At 51.6% G+C, this 1,023-nt stretch carries 1 protein-coding gene; it reads right to left on the bottom strand.

What is annotated here, in order from left to right:
• Positions 1-111: 111 nt before the first annotated feature.
• A complete protein-coding gene (locus tag ALIPUT_RS00060; RefSeq protein WP_004327473.1) occupies positions 112-735 on the bottom strand; it encodes a hypothetical protein in 624 nt (207 codons plus the stop codon).
• Between the last annotated feature and the right edge of the window lie 288 nt (positions 736-1,023).

Here is a 1,023-nt window from a genome sequence, read left to right as displayed (position 1 = left end):
ATAAGCCCTCCCGCCAATTTCGCCCCGGAGAAAAATCGGGGAGGGCTTCCTTCGAAGCGCCGCAATAAATCGGGAAAAAGCGTTCAGAGATTTCAGTGCGGAGCCACCAGCTCACGAGCCTGGGCCTGCACCGAAGGGCGCTCGCTCTCGATATCTTCCAGGTACTGCCCGTCGGCAGGATGTTCGTCGGCGGTAAATTCGGCAAAATAGGGTGCGAATCGGGTCCTGAAACGGATCGCATCGCCCCTCGGGAATACGGCCGCTGCGCCGAAAAGCCGCCCACATGGTCAGCACCTCCTTGCAGGCGTATTTATCGGAAATATCGTTGCTCACCTCGTCGAAAAGTTCGTACTCCTCCATTGCCAGGTAATTGAACGCCAACAGGATAATTGCCTCCAGATGGTCTTCGGGATCCAGTTCGAGAAGCAATTCGAGCATGGCGGTAGACATTTCGAAATCGTTGATCAGGAAATGGTCGATCGCCGAAGCGTGAATCACCTCGAGCGCCGCACGCGTATTGGGATCCTCCCATTCGAGAATCACCTCCTCGTCTTCGGGCAATAATTCGGAAATGCGCTGAAAGGCGTGAAAGCGTTCGTTGCAGGCCTCTTCGACCCGCCCCTGGCGCTGCAACTGTTTGGAATGGGTCAGAACCCGTACAAAATCATACGCCCCCTGACCAACGATCTCGAATGTCTGATCCGGAGTAGGATTGAGCGTAGCCTTATCTTGCATGACGGTTTTGTTTATTAGCGGATTAACTCCTCGTAATTTTTTATCTTCCCGAGGATTCGGATTCCGGTCCGTACGACCTCCGAAACCATGGCGATACGAAATTTTCGGGGCGAAGATAGCAAGAATGAGAGAAAAAATCGCACTTTTTCCAAGAAATAGTCCTTACCATTTGATTTTATTCAAAAAATTTTCCGATATTTGCATCCCGAAAGGGTTTCACAAAACTCCCTATTGCCGAAATAGCTCAGCGGTAGAGCACTCAGAATCCACCACAGGCGAGATAAGCGC

It is taken from the genome of Alistipes putredinis DSM 17216, assembly GCF_000154465.1.
Taxonomy (GTDB): Bacteria; Bacteroidota; Bacteroidia; order Bacteroidales; family Rikenellaceae; genus Alistipes; species Alistipes putredinis.
The sequence above is the reverse complement of the archived record's forward strand: the minus strand, read 5'-3'. Positions and strand labels throughout refer to the sequence as shown.

Excerpts from the sequence above, each read along its gene's own strand:
- ALIPUT_RS00060 (WP_004327473.1), bottom strand. The coding sequence starts at position 735 with ATGCAAGATAAGGCTACGCTCAATCCTACTCCGGATCAGACATTCGAG.